The 15895-nt window shown below is 42.3% G+C and carries 15 protein-coding genes and 1 rRNA gene; 11 read left to right on the top strand and 5 right to left on the bottom strand.

The window, feature by feature from the left end; translation table 11 throughout:
• The first annotated feature begins 36 nt into the window (after nucleotides 1-36).
• Nucleotides 37-612: a YufK family protein gene (locus tag CSV74_RS15780; RefSeq protein ID WP_099692392.1), complete on the top strand. Its 576-nt coding sequence runs from the start codon at nucleotides 37-39 to the stop codon at nucleotides 610-612.
• A 41-nt stretch (nucleotides 613-653) separates the two neighbouring features.
• Here the strand turns inward: CSV74_RS15780 and CSV74_RS15775 are convergent, their stop codons facing one another.
• Together CSV74_RS15775 and CSV74_RS15770 are read right to left on the bottom strand one after the other, a co-directional pair.
• Complete coding sequence (locus CSV74_RS15775; RefSeq protein WP_099692387.1) at nucleotides 654-2507, bottom strand: transglycosylase domain-containing protein; 1854 nt, start codon at nucleotides 2505-2507, stop codon at nucleotides 654-656.
• A 121-nt stretch (nucleotides 2508-2628) separates the two neighbouring features.
• Nucleotides 2629-3870, bottom strand: a complete 1242-nt coding sequence (locus CSV74_RS15770; RefSeq protein WP_099692386.1) for an MFS transporter — start codon at nucleotides 3868-3870, stop codon at nucleotides 2629-2631.
• Between the two features lie 516 nt (nucleotides 3871-4386).
• Between CSV74_RS15770 and CSV74_RS15765 the strand changes: the two genes are divergently transcribed.
• The 4 genes from CSV74_RS15765 to yugI all read left to right on the top strand — a co-directional run bounded on the left by CSV74_RS15765 (nucleotide 4387) and on the right by yugI (nucleotide 6100).
• Complete coding sequence (locus tag CSV74_RS15765) at nucleotides 4387-4977, top strand: peptidylprolyl isomerase (RefSeq protein WP_029054407.1); 591 nt, start codon at nucleotides 4387-4389, stop codon at nucleotides 4975-4977.
• Between the two features lie 29 nt (nucleotides 4978-5006).
• Nucleotides 5007-5228 carry a hypothetical protein gene (locus CSV74_RS15760; RefSeq protein WP_029054406.1) on the top strand — a complete coding sequence of 74 codons (222 nt, stop codon included), beginning with the start codon at nucleotides 5007-5009 and terminating at the stop codon, nucleotides 5226-5228.
• Between the two features lie 113 nt (nucleotides 5229-5341).
• Nucleotides 5342-5608 carry a DUF1871 family protein gene (locus CSV74_RS15755; protein WP_029054405.1) on the top strand — a complete coding sequence of 89 codons (267 nt, stop codon included), beginning with the start codon at nucleotides 5342-5344 and terminating at the stop codon, nucleotides 5606-5608.
• Nucleotides 5609-5725: 117 nt separating this feature from the next.
• On the top strand, nucleotides 5726-6100 hold the full coding sequence (gene yugI / locus CSV74_RS15750) for a S1 domain-containing post-transcriptional regulator GSP13 (RefSeq protein WP_029054404.1): 375 nt from the start codon (nucleotides 5726-5728) through the stop codon (nucleotides 6098-6100).
• Nucleotides 6101-6303: 203 nt separating this feature from the next.
• Here the strand turns inward: yugI and CSV74_RS15745 are convergent, their stop codons facing one another.
• Complete coding sequence (locus tag CSV74_RS15745; RefSeq protein ID WP_099692385.1) at nucleotides 6304-7605, bottom strand: sigma 54-interacting transcriptional regulator; 1302 nt, start codon at nucleotides 7603-7605, stop codon at nucleotides 6304-6306.
• A gap of 179 nt (nucleotides 7606-7784) precedes the next feature.
• Here CSV74_RS15745 and pruA point away from each other — a divergent pair, with 179 nt between their 5' ends.
• From pruA to CSV74_RS15730, 3 genes are all read left to right on the top strand, one after another.
• Entirely contained in the window at nucleotides 7785-9329 is a 1545-nt protein-coding gene (gene pruA, locus CSV74_RS15740) for an L-glutamate gamma-semialdehyde dehydrogenase (RefSeq protein WP_099692384.1), read from the top strand.
• 33 nt (nucleotides 9330-9362) lie between these two features.
• Nucleotides 9363-10556, top strand: a complete 1194-nt coding sequence (locus CSV74_RS15735) for an ornithine--oxo-acid transaminase (RefSeq protein WP_099692383.1) — start codon at nucleotides 9363-9365, stop codon at nucleotides 10554-10556.
• Between the two features lie 136 nt (nucleotides 10557-10692).
• A complete protein-coding gene (locus tag CSV74_RS15730) occupies nucleotides 10693-11937 on the top strand; it encodes a Glu/Leu/Phe/Val family dehydrogenase (protein WP_029054400.1) in 1245 nt (414 codons plus the stop codon).
• 41 nt (nucleotides 11938-11978) lie between these two features.
• Here CSV74_RS15730 and CSV74_RS15725 read toward each other — a convergent pair whose 3' ends face one another.
• Nucleotides 11979-12236, bottom strand: a complete 258-nt coding sequence (locus tag CSV74_RS15725) for a DUF378 domain-containing protein (protein ID WP_099692382.1) — start codon at nucleotides 12234-12236, stop codon at nucleotides 11979-11981.
• Between the two features lie 104 nt (nucleotides 12237-12340).
• Here CSV74_RS15725 and CSV74_RS15720 point away from each other — a divergent pair, with 104 nt between their 5' ends.
• A complete protein-coding gene (locus tag CSV74_RS15720; protein WP_099692381.1) occupies nucleotides 12341-13504 on the top strand; it encodes an iron-containing alcohol dehydrogenase in 1164 nt (387 codons plus the stop codon).
• A 106-nt stretch (nucleotides 13505-13610) separates the two neighbouring features.
• On the opposite strand, the gene CSV74_RS15715 is transcribed toward CSV74_RS15720, so the two are convergent.
• Nucleotides 13611-14333 carry an MgtC/SapB family protein gene (locus tag CSV74_RS15715; protein WP_029054397.1) on the bottom strand — a complete coding sequence of 241 codons (723 nt, stop codon included), beginning with the start codon at nucleotides 14331-14333 and terminating at the stop codon, nucleotides 13611-13613.
• Between the two features lie 125 nt (nucleotides 14334-14458).
• Here CSV74_RS15715 and CSV74_RS15710 point away from each other — a divergent pair, with 125 nt between their 5' ends.
• Together CSV74_RS15710 and CSV74_RS15705 are read left to right on the top strand one after the other, a co-directional pair.
• Nucleotides 14459-15361, top strand: a complete 903-nt coding sequence (locus CSV74_RS15710; RefSeq protein ID WP_099692380.1) for a DMT family transporter — start codon at nucleotides 14459-14461, stop codon at nucleotides 15359-15361.
• A 396-nt stretch (nucleotides 15362-15757) separates the two neighbouring features.
• Nucleotides 15758-15895: ribosomal RNA gene (locus tag CSV74_RS15705) — 16S ribosomal RNA — on the top strand; the annotation flags it as partial.

The raw sequence follows: 15895 nt of genomic DNA, 5'->3' as shown, positions 1-15895 counted from the left end.
ATTAGGAGGATGAAAAAATTTTTTTTGGGGGGTATTATGAAAAATCCATATATGTTCAGCTATTTACCATTTGTTACGGTCTTGCTATTCAGTTTGACCTTTGGTGTATATAGTGTTGGGGAGACATTGATCCTTTTTAAGGAAATCGGTCTCTATCAAGGTATGAGGGAGTTCTTATCGGATTTTCAGTTACGTATCTTTTTATTGACAATGTATTCATTAGTATTCTTTATGCTATTCGCAGCTTTAAAACTGATTGCTGTCACCATTCATGAAACGGCCTTATTATTTTTCCTGAAAGAAGAAGCGGATGCATCATATAGCACGTCGAAATCCGGCGTAGTCATTTATTTTATCGGTGCACTCGCTTCGGCAATAGGTATTCAATCATGGAAGACACTAGTGTTAATCTTCCTCATCACTTCATTCATCTACTTTGTTTATGTAGTCTACAAATTAAGTCCATTCATGCCGCTGACACATACAGTAGGTTTGATTTTCTTTCAGATTATTATTTGGAGTGTTCTGGTGACGGGGCTCGTGTATATCATATTCCGTCTATACAATGGGCTACTCGCCAGTATCCCATTAACCAATCCAGTGAATAAATGAAAAAGCCTTGCGGATCCGAACTAACGGACCTTGCAAGGCTTTTATGGTCGCATCGTAGAGGAAAATGCCCGCAAATGAATTTTTTGGTCGCGCAGACGTGGAATGGGTGTCGGTCTGTCGTAACCGATCCAGACAGCTGACGTATAGCGATCGTTCATGCCAATGGCCCACAAGTCTTTAAACGCATCAGTCGTTCCTGTTTTCGCTCCGGTATAGCTCGTTGTATAAGCAATTCCTTCGCCTGTACCGTTGACGACGACTTCTTTCATCAAGGAGCGGATGCTGTTAACTGTGGAAGGGGACCAAACCACTTTTGACGTATCCTTCCATTTATACAATACCTCACCTTTACTATCTTTTACCGAGCGAATTGCGTGAGGCGTCAAGTACGTGCCGTCGATAAAGCTCGTAGTTGCCGCGGCAAGTTCCAGTGGCGTGACACCTTTAGAAAATCCACCTAGCGCTGCAGGGTAGGAGCGGTCAGCCTCGACGACATGCTGGAAGTGGAAAGGCGCTAAATGCGAGAATGCTTCGTCGATTCCTACACGCTGCAATAAACGTACAGCCGTCGAGTTATAACTATTCCGGAATGCTTCCCGTACAGTAGTCGTACTAAACTGATAGTGGCCGAAGTTTTTCGGACAATAATTCGCAATACAAATATCACTACTGTTGACAGGGGTATCGGCATGATACGGACCACTTTCAAAAAACGGTGCATAGACAAGCAATGGCTTGATTGCGGACCCCGGTTGCCGCACCGCTTGATACGCGCGATTGAAGTCGGTTTTTTTATAGCCTGCACCTGCATACAGACTGATGATCTCCCGCATGTCATTGTCGATGACAGCAGCTCCAGCTTGCACACCACCCGTTCCAATTAGTGCATTCATTCGATTTTCATCATGCTGTTGCTTATTTTGATCCAGTGCCGTATCAATTGTTACGCCTGTGCCAATCACTTCTCGTGTACGACGATTGATTTCATTTTGCCAGCGTTGTCGTTCTTCTGGCGTTTTCGCTTTACTCATCGACGTGTCGAGCCCTTCTGTCTGCGCAATAAGGTCTTTCAACTCTTCTAATACGTACGAGCTGTACATTGGATAAAACTGTTCTTTTTTCTTGACGTTCAATTGAATCGGAAACGTACTGTACGCTTCAAACTGCTCTTGTGTAATGACTTGTTGGTCGAGCATAACTCGAAGCAGTCGTATTTGACGCTCTTTCGTTTGATTGAAATGTTTAATTGGGTTATAAAGAGATGGATTATTTGGAATGGCTGCCAAAAAAGCGATTTCCGCCTCATGCAATTTTTCGAGCGGACGACTGAAGTAGTAGCTTGCCGCACCGCCAATTCCGTACACTTGGTTGCCAAAATACATTTCATTCAAATACATTTCCAAGATTTCATCTTTTGTCGATTGCTTTTCCAACTCTGCTGCAAAGAAGAGCTCTTTAAACTTTCGTTCATACGTTTTCTCTGTCGATAAATAGCGCATCCGTACGACTTGTTGTGTAATGGTTGAAGCGCCTTGCTGTTTAGCGTCTGCCGCCGCGTTGATCGTGAAAGCTCGAATGATCGCTGCGATATCATAGCCCCGATGTTCATAAAACGTCCGGTCTTCACTTTTTAAAAACAACTGCCGCGTGAAAAACGTCATTTCTTGCAAATGAATTGGCTGCCGCCATTCCGTATATTCTTCCGCAAATAAAGTCCCGTTCCGGTCTTTCATTTGAATAGGGGAGATCATGGCAGGCACTTCCAATTGAACGGTGTCACGAATAGACGCATGCAATGTTTCCGTCTTCTTGGTTTCTTCGTGGATTTGATTTTGGATAAATAATAATAGCGGAACGCAAGCAAGCGTAATCACTAATGCAACCGTTTGTTTCAACTACCTAGCCCCCTGTACTTTCACATAGCTATAGAAAAATATAACATATCTTGACAACTGTCGACTGAATCAAATGGGAATAAAAAAGCCACGCAACTTATAAAAGGTTACGTGGCTAAAATTACGCGTGTTCATTCGCTTCACCTTGCCGGTCTTGTAGGAAGTGTTCGAAATCCTGTGTAGGCCGTCGTAATGCCATAGATAATAACAAATATCCGACTATGAACAATACGCCTGTCACGATGAATACCGCAGGAATCCCAATATACCCACTGACAATCCCGCCAAACATAGGTCCGATAATATTACCAAGGAAACGGAAGCTCGTGTTATATCCCATGACCTCACCTTGTACTTCCAGTGGCGCTTCACGACGAACAAGTGCTGTCGTAAGTGGAATCATACCGCCTGTCGAAATCCCAAATAAGAACCGCAACAAAACCAGTTGCCAAAGTGATGTAACAAACGCCTGTGGGATGATGAAGAGGAAAGACATGATGAGTAGAAGCCCAAGGATTTTTTCGTATCCGAGATCGTCGCCTATCTTCCCCCAATACCTAGCGAATAGTAAGTTGCCGAGGCCCGTTGCACTGAACGTCAATCCAGCAAGGAACGCTACATTGGTTGCAGCATGGGTCAAATCTGCTACGTAGAGTGACAGCAACGGCTGAATACTGAAATTCCCGACTTGGATCAACGTCGTGACAAGCATGACGTTAAACATTAGACGGTGTTTAAACAATCCACCTAAAATGACTTTCCGAGAATACTTTGCTACTTTCCTCGCTTTTACCCGTGCGCCCTCCTTGATTCCAAATAGCACAAGCAGTGTCGCAATCACTACGGAAACGGACGTGATGATGAAGGTGTATTCAAAACCGAACGTATCAGCCATGAGACCACCGAGAACGGGGCCAAATAACATTCCCGCGACACCACCCATTTGCAGCGTCCCGAGCATCTTACCCGCTTCCTCACGAGGTGTCTGAGATGAAATGAAAGCTAATGATGTCGGTAAAAAACCTGTAACTAAGCCCATCAGTAATCTCAATACAAAAAAGATTTCTACGGAATTGACAAAGCCCATCAAAAAGACTGAAATTGTAATCCCGAAACCATTAATGAGCAATATAGGCTTGAAGCCAAAGCGATCCGCAAAACGCCCCCAAATAGGTGACATGACTAGCGCGGTAATAAACGTAGCACCAAAAATTAATCCTGCCCACTTCTGGACATATGCATCAGAATAATCCCCAAACGTTTCAATATATAACGACAGGAATGGCATAATCATCGTCATCGTTCCCGCTACAAGAAAGTTCGTGATCCAGATGATAATGAAATTTTTCTTATGTCGACTCAACGTTGAACCGCCTTCCTCCTGTAATGTTTCGATAAGTATTAGTATAAAACAATTCGAGGGTCGAAGGAAACATAGTGCTTACATCAAGAGTTGGGGTGGATGGAGTTTCCGCCTCTTATGGAGGTGTACATTGACATTTATAATTCAATGGCGGTGGAAACGCGGAGGGCTTTGAGCGGATACAAGGCGTGTATGAGCGCTTACAACTCGTCATAGAGCGGTTAACAGTAAAGTATGAGCGGTAACAGATCGCGATAGAGCGCTTGGCGTTGATCATAGAGCGGTTATGCATGAACAATGAGCGCTTACACGATTGAATGAGCGAACTCGCAATGTACCCAGGGGTAGATCAACGTCATTTTCTCCTGATACTGCGCTTTTTCTAAGCACAATAAACTTTGTCAACTAACTGTCACAGTTACAATTATCGAATTTTGCCATCATATATGATAGACTGTTTCCATACACAAAACATGCACCAAAATGAACAAGCACGTAAATTTGAGGAGGAATATCATGTATCCACAACTATCGACTGAAGTAGCAGAAAACGAAGCACTAGTTACGATGAACACAACAATGGGGCCTATCAAAATAAAGCTTTTTAAAGAGCAAGTTCCAAAAACAGTTGAAAACTTCTTGACGCACGCTGAAAATGGCTATTACGACGGTATTATTTTCCACCGCGTTATCCCTGAGTTCATGATTCAAGGCGGAGACCCAACTGGAACAGGAATGGGCGGAGAAAGTATCTATGGCAACACATTCCAAGATGAGTTTACTATGGATCTATTCAACTTGCGTGGCGCACTATCTATGGCAAACGCTGGACCAAACACAAACGGTAGCCAATTCTTCATCGTACAAGCATCTTCACTTGCAGGCGCTTCAGCGGCACAATTGAAAAATGGCGGATGGCCTGAAGAAATTGCGGATGCATATGAAGCAAACGGCGGAACACCACACTTGGATCAGAAGCACTCTGTATTTGGTCAAGTAGTAGAAGGAATGGACGTTGTTGACAAAATTGCTAATGCGAAAACTAACCGCGACAATAAGCCAAATGAAGAAATTAAAATTGAATCAATTGAAATCATCCAAAAGTAAGCGGATTTGATTCCTAGGGGGAAACTAGCATGGACTTCGTTCTATTGATGCCGTTTCTTTATTTTCCTGAAGATAAATCAGAATACATCCCAGCAGCAATCTCTTTCGTCATCTTCATGACGCTCATGCTGTTCGTATTTCGTTGGATTATTAAGAAATCCAAACGGCAGGAAGAGGAAACGAAAGAGCTGGAACAACGTATTTTAAAAGAACGACAACAACATAAAAATGCAGGACATCCCATCGATTGATTGGGATGTCCTTTTTTTATCCATCGGTCTCGTAAACTGTCAAAATATTTCTAACTGTTCTCTTGCTAGCTGTTGTGCTATTATTAAAAGAAAAACAAATCAGGTGACGAATCATGCAAACCATGGAAATGAATAAAAAAGCAGTCTCACTTCTTAAAAAATGGGATCCTTTCGAAGAAGGGGAATATGCGTATGGTGCAGAAATTGCCGCAATAGTGACGGAGCTTCATCGTGTAGATCATCCAGTAGACTTAGCCAAATGTATTCGTGATATCTATGAGCACACCCATGAAATATGGATACCTTTAGAGAACTGTATGGAGATATCCTACAAACTAATTGCTATTAAATATGAAGCCAAATCGATCGTTCAATATTAAATGCTCAACGCCATCTATTCGGATGGCTCTTTTTTGTTCAAAACTACGAAATATGGTATACTTTGAAACGGCCATAGTGGCAGACTAGATACTACTTTAGATTGGGAGCTGTTTTGCATGTCTCACAAATTTGCAGTAGGAGATGAGCTGACCGGAAAAGTTACCGGAATACAGCCGTACGGTGCGTTTGTGGCGCTGGATGCTTCAACGCAAGGTTTAGTGCACATCTCTGAAATCACGTATGGATTTGTTAAGGATATTCATGAATTTTTGGAAGTTGGGCAAGAAGTTCACGTCAAAGTATTGGATGTGGATGAAGGGGCTAGTAAAATTAGTTTGTCGATTCGTGCATTACAGGAGCCACCAAGTTCTTACTTGAATCACTCTCGTTCTCGTCAATCATTGCAAGAACGCGTAGATCAGCAAGACGCAGATGGCTTTAATTCACTAAAAGATAAACTGCAAGGTTGGATTGAACAATCCGGACGTTGATAATTGGACTGTCGCAGAAGTTGTTATAACTTTTGCGACAGTCCTTTTGTGTTTTTGGGGGATTATTTCAACTGCAGATGGCTCCCACGATGAATCACAGACTGTAAGTACGCTTACTACTTTAAAGACGCAATCGTATAGTTAGGGCAAGATACTGTGAGGTTGTGCGTTTCATCACCAGAAGATCAACGGTGTTCTATTACTTACTCCTTTAATTTCTTCAACCGATACTGCAAGTTCTGTCTACTCATACCGAGGGAGTTGGCAGTTTTCGTAATGTTATGATCATGCAACTTCATTGCTTTCTGAAGATAATACTTCTCGGCTTCTCGTAAATACTGATCAAATGGTAACAGTTTTGAGTCGCTCTGCACGATAAAGTCTCTTGGTTGTGAAGCATCATTGGCTACTGCCTCGACCTTCATCTTAAATTGCAAAGGTAACATATCAAGAGTTAACGTATCTTCTGTTGTGCGCATGGATGAAACTTCGTCCAGAAGTAGCTCGAGCTCTCGCAAATTCCCCGGCCAATCGTATGCCAGAAGTAATTCTTTCACTTGGTCATCGATTTTCGTCAGTCCTGTCCCTAATGACTCTACTCTGATCTTTAAATACGATTCCGCACAAGGGATCATGTCTTCTGGCCGCTTCCGTAGTGGAGGAATTCTAATGGCGAAGGACGCGAAAAAATAATAGAGCTCCTTTAGCAATGTGCCCGATGCAATCAGTTCGACTGGGTCGTCGCCGATACTCGCGATGAATTGATGGGTAGGTGTTTTCTGCAAAACGTAGAGCAATGCCTGTTGCAAAGAAATCGATAAAGCGTCAATCCGTTCGCAGAATAATGTCATAGGCGGTTGTTGTTGCAACGTTTCTTCGAGCTGCTGGATGATATCTGGATCAGCATGCAGACAATGGAATGTGTGGAAAATCCGTTCGTTTCCTGCAGAACCATAGTGAATAGCCTCAGCAAGATTATCCTTCCCTACACCTGTTTCTCCAATCAATAAAACTGGCAAGTCAGCCGCCGCTGCTTGTTCCGCAGTGGAAATGACCGACTTCATGGCAGATGATTGAGCAGTGATTTGATTGAATGTAATCTTTCCGCGATTTTTACGTAATGGTTGTAAAACGAATTTTTCTAATGCCGTAATATCTTGAGCAAACTCAATCGCACCAATCAATTCCTGCTGCTCATAAATAGGATAGGTGTCATTCATCGTCGTGATCTCTACTTTATTCGTATTCCAGTACCTCTGCTTAACCCGCAATTGGGGCTCTCCGCTTTGTAATACTTTCAATAACGTGCTTTCAATCTTGTCAAAATTAAATAGTTCCAAAATAGAATGGTCTTTTATATCTTCAATATTCAATCCTTCGATTTCTTTCATTTTGCGATTGTAGACAATTGTTCGTCCTGAATGATCTACAGCATGTATACCGATAGTTGCATGGTCCACTGCAAACTGATTGCAAATATCCAATATATTTTCATGTATGCTCATTTAAAACACCTTCCTAACATAGTACTTATCGGGTTTCAGTTAATAAATTAATAGAATTAAAAAATAATTACAAGAAAACACTTGCAATGTGCAATGTTTTCTTGCATTATTATAGATGTAAACGCTAACAAACGCAAATTTATTTTGCGCCCCTACTATAAAGGAGGATTTGATTCCAAATGATTCCATACAAACACGAACCATTCACTGATTTTACAGTTAAAGAAAACCGCGAAGCGTATGAAGAAGGTTTTAAAGTCGTAGAAAGTTATATTGGGCAAGATTATCCGCTAATTATCGGCGGTGAACGTATAATGACAGATAAGAAACTAGCATCCACTAACCCTTCTGATAAAAAAGAAGTCATTGGTAACGTCTCGCAAGCTAGTCGCGATTTAGCAGAGCAAGCGATGACTACTGCAAAGGAAACATTCAAAACTTGGAGGAAAGTCAAGCCGGAATTCCGTGCTGATGTATTATTTAAAGCAGCTGCCATCGTCAGACGCCGCAAGTTTGAGTTTTCTGCGTTACTGACAAAAGAAGCAGGTAAACCTTGGAATGAAGCGGATGCAGATGTTGCTGAAGGGATCGACTTCATGGAATATTACGCTCGTCAGATGCTTACACTAAAAGAAGGTATGCACGTGGAGAGTCGACCAGGTGAATACAACCGATTCGATTATGTACCACTTGGTGTAGGTGTAGTCATTTCACCGTGGAACTTCGCATTTGCGATCATGGCAGGGACAACAGTAGGTGCACTTGTAACAGGAAACACAGTCCTGTTGAAGCCGGCTTCAACAACAACAGTCGTTGCGTATAAGTTTCTCGAAGTCTTGGAAGAAGCGGGTATGCCAACTGGTGTCGTCAACTTCATCCCAGGATCGGGTTCTGAGATTGGTGACTACTTGGTCGATCACAAAGACACTCGTTTCGTTTCATTTACAGGTTCACGTGAAGTAGGTACACGTATTTTCGAACGCGCGGCAAAAGTACATGACGGTCAAATTTGGCTGAAGCGTGTAATTGCGGAAATGGGCGGTAAAGATACGATTGTTGTCGATAATGAAGCGGATTTGGAGTTGGCTGCGCAATCTATCGTTTCCTCATCATTTGGATTCAGTGGCCAAAAGTGTTCAGCATGTTCTCGTGCGATCATTCATGAAGATGTCTACGATGAAGTGGTAAAGCGTGTAGAAGAGATCACGAAGTCATACAACTGGGGTGATCCAATGGATGGAAACAACACAGCTGGTCCAGTTATTGATCAGGCGGCATTCGATAAAATTATGGATTATATTGAAATTGGGAAACAAGAAGGACGTCTCATCGCAGGTGGAACTGGCGATGATTCAAAAGGTTATTTCGTAGCGCCTACTGTATTCGCAGACGTTGATCCGAATGCACGTATTTCTCAAGAAGAAATCTTCGGTCCGGTGGTGGCGCTTTCAAAAGCCTCGTCGTTTACAGAAGCCATTGAATTTGCAAACGATACAGACTACGGGTTAACAGGTGCGGTCATCACGAAGAACCGTCACCATATTGAGCAAGCTCGTGAAGACTTCCATGTAGGTAATCTATATTTCAACAGAGGCTGTACAGGCGCTATCGTTGGCTACCAACCATTTGGCGGTTTCAATATGTCCGGTACGGATTCAAAAGCTGGTGGACCTGATTACTTGCAGTTGCATATGCAGGGTAAAACTACGTCAGAGATGCTGTAAATCGTTAAAGTGAATTTGAAGGAGTGAACGGATATGACGAAAACGACGAATGTTATTGAAAAAACGGAAAAGTACGGTGCGAATAACTATAATCCGCTACCGATTGTAATTTCTGAAGCGGAAGGTGTCTGGGTAAAGGATCCTGAAGGTACTAAATATATGGATATGTTGGCTGCCTACTCTGCACTCAATCAAGGCCATCGCCATCCGAAAATCATTCAAGCGCTGAAAGATCAAGCAGATCGTGTAACGCTAACTTCACGTGCATTCCATAATGACCAATTGGGCCCGTGGTATGAAAAGATGGCAGAACTCTCTGGTAAAAATATGGTCTTACCTATGAACACTGGTGCAGAGGCAGTGGAGACTGCTTTAAAAGCAGCGAGACGCTGGGCGTACGATGTGAAAGGTGTAGCGGGCAACCATGCAGAGATCATCGCATGTGTAGGGAATTTCCACGGCCGAACACTGGGTGCGGTTTCATTGTCATCCGATGCTGAATATAAAAAAGGATTCGGTCCATTGCTACCGGGCATCAAGTTAGTAGAGTACGGGGATATTGATGCGTTGAAAGCGGCTATTACTTCCAATACTGCTGCATTCCTGATTGAACCGATCCAAGGAGAAGCTGGAATCATTATTCCTCCTGAAGGATTCATGAAGGAAGCTTCTGAACTATGTAAAAAAGAGAACATTCTCTTTATAGCGGATGAAATTCAAGCAGGACTCTGTCGTACAGGTGAAATGTTTGCTTGTAACTATGACGGTGTCACACCGGATATGTATATCCTCGGTAAAGCACTTGGTGGGGGAGTATTCCCGATTTCCTGTGTACTTGCAAATGATGATATTCTAGGCGTATTCAATCCGGGATCTCACGGATCTACATTTGGTGGAAATCCAATGGCGTGCGCAGTATCCTTAGCGGCACTTGAAGTGTTGGAAGACGAAGAGCTTGCGAAGCAATCCAAAGAATTAGGAAACTATTTCATGGAAGAGTTAAAGAAATTAACACATCCTTCAATCAAGGAAGTACGTGGACGCGGATTATTTATTGGCATGGAATTAACAGAAGAAGCCCGGCCATATTGTGAAGAACTAAAAGAACTTGGTTTATTATGTAAAGAAACACATGATACAGTCATCCGTTTTGCTCCACCATTGATCATTACTAAAGATGAGTTAGATTGGGCATTGGAAAAAATCCGCACAGTATTTAACAAGTAAGTAACACTCTACCACCAAGCTTTTGTCGGATGAAGAAATTCGGAAAAGATTTGGATTCGATATGTGGATGTTTGAATATGCTCGTGTTATAATGTGTCCGTGAAAGACAATAACAAACAAAGAGGCGAGCCATACAATGACAGAAAACCTGAATCTATTTACGTCTACACAAGTTGTAATAAAAGATGCACTTGAAAAGCTAGGCTATGATGAAGGAATGTATGAACTATTGAAAGAACCACTTCTTATGGTAGAAGTGCGTATTCCTATCCGTATGGACGACGGAAAAGTAAAAGTATTTACCGGATACCGCGGACAACACAATGATGCAGTCGGACCGACAAAAGGTGGAATTCGTTTCCATCCTAACGTAAGTGCTGACGAAGTGAAGGCGCTTTCTATGTGGATGACACTAAAAGCAGGAATTGTGGACTTGCCATATGGCGGTGCTAAAGGCGGTATTTTATGTGATCCGCGAGAAATGTCGATGGGTGAATTAGAACGTTTGAGCCGTGGCTATGTGCGTGCACTTAGTCAGGTAATGGGACCTGCAAAGGATATTCCGGCACCGGACGTCTTTACGAATTCACAAATCATGGCATGGATGATGGATGAATACAGTAAAATTGATGAATTTAACTCACCTGGTTTCATTACAGGAAAACCGGTTGTACTCGGTGGTTCACATGGCCGTGAGCGCGCAACAGCTGAAGGTGTAACAATCATTATTAATGAAGCGGCAAAACGCCGTAATATCGATATGAAGGGTGCACGTGTGATCATCCAAGGATTCGGTAACGCAGGCAGTTTCCTATCCAAGTTTTTACACGATTCAGGCGCGAAAGTCATCGGTATTTCCGATGCATACGGTGCATTGTATGACCCTGATGGTTTAGATATCGACTATCTACTCGATCGTCGTGACAGTTTCGGAACAGTCACTACATTATTCGACAATACGCTAACCAATGCGGAGTTGCTCGAAATGGAATGTGATATTCTAGTTCCAGCTGCAATTGAAAACCAAATCACAGAAAAAAATGCGCATAATATTAAAGCGGACATCGTAGTGGAAGCAGCTAACGGTCCAACTACTTCGGAAGCGACAAAAATCCTGACAGATCGCGGCATCCTACTAGTACCTGACGTATTGGCTAGTGCTGGTGGCGTGACAGTATCGTATTTCGAATGGGTTCAGAATAACATGGGATATTACTGGTCTGAAGATGAAGTACGTGAAAAAATGACAGCGAAGATGGTTCAGGCATTTGAAAATGTTTATAACATAGCCACTACACGTAACATCGATATGCGTTTAGCAGCATATATGATTGGTGTACGTAAAACAGCGGAAGCAAGCCGTTTCCGTGGTTGGGTATAATAATAATAAGAGGCATCTCCTCGAGTGTGAGGAGATGCCTTTTATGTTTGTTCGATAGATGAAGCCGGTCGAGTTTCTTCACTAGATTTCGGTTCCTCTTCTCTGCGCCAATACGTAAAGAGAACTTGTAGCGCCATAAGACCAGATAATCCGATGACGATATAAAGAAAGCGTGCTAATGGCTGATAGGCGCCTTCTGTTAGTTGAGCGATGACGTCGAAACGGAAAATCCCGACAACGCCCCAGTTTAATGCCCCGATTAGCGCGATCGCTAACGTAAGTTTTTGCAATGTTTCCATTTTATCTCCTCCTATAAAAAGTATATCCTGTTTTTAGAACACTATACTTGCATCGTAAATACATCTTTTTCATAATGGAAAGTAAGTAGAAGGAGGCGTACGATTTGGATAACTTTATTTTCAACAACCCGACTAAATTAATTTTTGGTCAAGGTCAACTACAACATTTGCCTAAAGAACTCGAAACATACGGTAAAAAGGTATTGCTAGTATATGGTGGTGGCAGTATTAAGCGCAATGGCCTATATGATGAGATCATGAAATTGTTGAAAAACCATGATTTTGAAGTAGTAGACATGCCGGGCGTTGAACCGAACCCTCGACTGTCGACTGCTAAAAGAGGTGCGGACCTTTGTAAAGAACATAATATCGACGTGATTATCGCAGCGGGTGGAGGATCTGTAATTGATTGTACGAAGTTAATTGCTTCCGCGGCGAAATACGACGGTGATCCATGGGATTTCGTCACAGGTAAAGCAACACCTAAAGGAGCGCTACCATTCGGTACGGTGCTGACGATCACTGCAACTAGTTCAGAAATGAATGCGGGATCTGTCATTACGAATGAAGAGACACAGGAGAAATATGGTTGGGGCGGACCGCTAAATTATCCTAAGTTCTCTATCTTGGATCCGAAATACACATTAACCGTGCCGCTTGATCAAACAGTCAACGGTATTGTCGATACGATGTCCCACATTTTCGAGCAATATTTCCACACTGCAGATAATGCTTTGTTCCAAGATGAAATTTGTGAAGCGGCATTACGCTCCGTTATGAAGACTGGAGAGCAACTGGTGAAAGATCCAGAGAATACAGAGCTTCGCGAATCCATGATGTTTGCGGGTGTTTGGGGATTAAACGGATTCCTATCGATGGGTACAAGAGGGGACTGGGGTACGCATAATATCGAACACGCCGTATCCGCTGTCTACGATATTCCTCACGCTGGCGGTTTAGCGATTTTATTCCCGCACTGGATGAAGCACACATTCCCGAAAAATCCACAACGCTTTGTACAGTTGGCTGTTAATGTTTTCGGAGTAGATTCAGCTGATAAGACGAATGAAGAGATTGCAATGGAAGGAATCGACCGTTTAAGTGCATATTGGAAAGGAATTGGCGCGCCTGTCACACTAGCGGATTATGATATTGATGACTCCAAATTAGAGTTGATAGCAGAAAAAGCTGCCGTGAATGGTCCGGTTGGTGGATTTGCTAAGTTATCTAAGGATGAAGTTCTAACTTTATTGAAAGCTAGTTTGTGATTATTGTGATAAAATGTTAATTGAATAAATAAAGAAACTGAAAGCAAAGACTACGAATGAGTTTGCTTTCAGTTCATTACGTCAGGTCACGTCGACTTGGCGTTTTTTATGGGTAAATAACGAGTTCTACTGATTCTACATAGGAAAGCGTAGTGAGTTCTATATAGAGCGTAGAGGTAGATTTTTTAGGATGAGCCATAAGTTTGAATTGTAATTCGTGATGATATTGATGTTCAGGTGTCTGGAATTGTCTGATACGCAAATGATCAATTTCCATATGTTCTTCATTCAAGTATCTAATGAGATCATCAATTTTAGACTTTTGAGTAATGATAATCGTACAATTCGCTTCTTTAGTACGCAACCGCTTAGGACCGAATCTACCTAATAAAGGCGCTATTAGCTCAATAACGATCATTACACTAATTACAGTGAAGAATGCTTCGATATAAAAACCTGCACCTACTGCAATACCGATTCCTGCTGCGCCCCAAATCATTGCAGCGGTAGTCAACCCTGTGATATTGTCATTATCCCTACGCAATATAGCCCCGGCCCCAAGAAAACCGACACCGCTGACGATTTGAGCGGATAGCCGTAAAGGGTCCATAGTAATATTGATGTCATTACGAGAAGGTACTAAATAAGCTGCTTCCATTGAGATAATTGTCAATAGACAACTGAAGGTGGCAATGACTGCACTCGTTTTTAGCCCAATAGGCTTCTTCTTGATCTCTCGCTCTACACCTATAATGATACTAAGTACAAGGGCAATGCTAATTTTGATTAGTGCTTCTACATTAAATGAATCGGCAAGTATTGTTAACATAAATCATCCTCCTTCACTTACATAATAGGAAGATTACCTATATACTCTCTTTAATACGGCAATCGACTCGTACATGCCTCTCCTTCTATTGTAATGGGAAGAGAGATAGAAAGAGAAGTGATATTATGAATAAACCATTAATTCATCCCTACATACCCATTGCGCTTGGTGTCCTCACTGTCGGTTTATCAGCAATTTTTGTAAAAATGGCCACGGCAGATGCGGGTGTCATCGCCTTTTATCGTATGTTCTTTTCAGCTGTTATTATGCTTCCATTATTCTTAATCTCCTATCGCAATGAATTGAAATCGTTAACAAGAAGGGATTGGCTTTACACTACATGCTCAGGAATATTTCTGGCAGTCCATTTTATACTATGGTTCGAATCCCTCAACTACACGTCAGTTGCTAGCTCGACTGTATTAGTGACGCTTCAACCAATATTTGCGTTAGCAGGTACGGCATTATTCTTTAAAGAGATTATTACAGGAAAGATGCTGACTGCTGTATTCATTGCGTTAACGGGAAGCTTCATTATTAGTTGGGGAGATTTCCAAGTAAGTGGAGTTGCGTTATTTGGAGATTTACTAGCGTTACTCGCTTGTGCATTCGTTACAGCGTATTTATTAATAGGTCAGAATGTACGTAAAAGAATCTCGCTCGTGACGTACACCTTTCTTGTTTACTCCGTAAGTTCGGTTGCACTGTTTTTCTATGTTCTCGTCACACAAGAACCTTTCTTCGGATACCCCACTGCAGATTGGGGATGGTTTTTAGCTTTGGCGATCTTACCAAATCTGTTGGGACACACGTTATTTAACTGGGCAGTCAAGTGGGTGAGCACAAATGTAGTATCAATCGCTATTCTGTTTGAGCCAATACTCGCTTCAATTGCTGCATATTTTGTGTTGCATGAAAAAATAACTGCAATTCAATTTGGAGGCGCAATCGTTGTCCTGACAGGGGTTTTGCTGTTTGTCGTGGATATAAAAGCAATAAAGAAAAAACTTTTTGCGAAAAACACTTGATTTCTCTATGCGATCTATTGTATATTAGTTCTTGTCGCTTCGGACGTAATCGAAACCAACATAAAAAACTTCTTTTAAAAAGTTGTTGACTTCGACAAACTTCGAGTGTAATATAGAGAAGTCGCTTTTATACGACTGACAAACACGAACCTTGAAAACTGAACAGCAAAACGTTAACGAAATACAGTTTGTGCATCTAACGATGACATGAACAAAATGAGTATCTTAATTGATGCCAGCAAATGAAACTCGAGCTAATCGATTTTTCATCTACTGGGCGTCGAGTCGTAGTGAAATGCTAGGAAGTGATCGAGCGAAGGAGGGAGCGTACTTACGTACGTGACCGACTGAGTGAGTGAAACTGACGACGCAATTCGCTGCGAATCGGCGGTCAGTATTATGGAGAGTTTGATCCTGGCTCAGGACGAACGCTGGCGGCATGCCTAATACATGCAAGTCGAGCGAACTGTTGGAAGCTTGCTTCCTTCAGTTAGCGGCGGACGGGTGAGTAACACGTGGGCAACCTGCCCTTCA

It is taken from the genome of Sporosarcina sp. P19, assembly GCF_002743165.1.
Taxonomy (GTDB): Bacteria; Bacillota; Bacilli; order Bacillales_A; family Planococcaceae; genus Sporosarcina; species Sporosarcina ureae.
Note: the sequence above shows the minus strand (reverse complement) of the source record. Positions and strands in the feature narration are given on the sequence as shown.